This is a genomic window from Acinetobacter sp. WC-743 (assembly GCF_000335555.1).
Lineage (GTDB): Bacteria > Pseudomonadota > Gammaproteobacteria > Pseudomonadales > Moraxellaceae > Acinetobacter > Acinetobacter bereziniae.
This window is the reverse complement of sequence record NZ_AMFQ01000012.1, coordinates 1-730: the sequence shown is the minus strand read 5'-3', so window position 1 is coordinate 730 and position 730 is coordinate 1. Positions and strand designations below refer to the sequence as shown.

The window sequence follows — 730 nt, the reverse complement described above, 5'->3', positions numbered from 1 at the left end:
AGATGCTGCCGCTGGACTCAATTGGTATCAAGCGCGTGATTACTGCCAATGGTTAGGCAAACAATTAAATGTACCTATGGACTTACCAACTGAAGCACAATGGGAATATGCTGCTCGTAATCGTGGACAACAAGTGGTCTATCCCACCGATAATGGTAAAGTAGAATATGGGAAAAACTTTAATAGTTATGAACAACAAAAAGATTTCTCGCGTAAGGTTTCAGGGGATGCCATCATTTTAGTTTCTCAATTAGGTGCGTACCAACCTACTCCATTAGGTTTTTACGACTTAATCAATGAAAACTTAGAATGGGTTGCTGACTGGTATGCACCTGATTATTATTCTAAATCATCAGAAAAAAATCCTAAGGGACCTGAAACAGGTACAGCTAAAGTCCTTAGAAGTACCAATACCAGGGATGAATATATGATTCGAACTGCTTTTGGCTTTACTTTTTCAAGAATGTTTAAAGAACCCGATTTAAAAGGTCATGACTTTGAAGATTATTATAGGACCTCAGTGAGATGTGTTGCTAATAGTCCTAAACCTTTATTTTAATTAATTATTATTATACAAACGCCAAACCCCTTTAACCTTTATATTTTTTAACAGAATCAAACTTTATATTGTACAGATTATCAGTTAGGATAAAAACTAAAATATTGATAGTCTTATTTAAAAATGATGAAACACAATATAATTGCTATTTTACTCTCCACTTTAGCCTTA

General features: G+C 34.1%; 1 protein-coding gene. It reads left to right on the top strand.

All coding sequences use genetic code 11. The features are described 5' to 3' along the window. The coding region (locus tag ACINWC743_RS01690; RefSeq protein WP_009584116.1) for a formylglycine-generating enzyme family protein at positions 1 to 559 on the top strand (559 nt) is incomplete at its 5' end. Between the last annotated feature and the right edge of the window lie 171 nt (positions 560 to 730).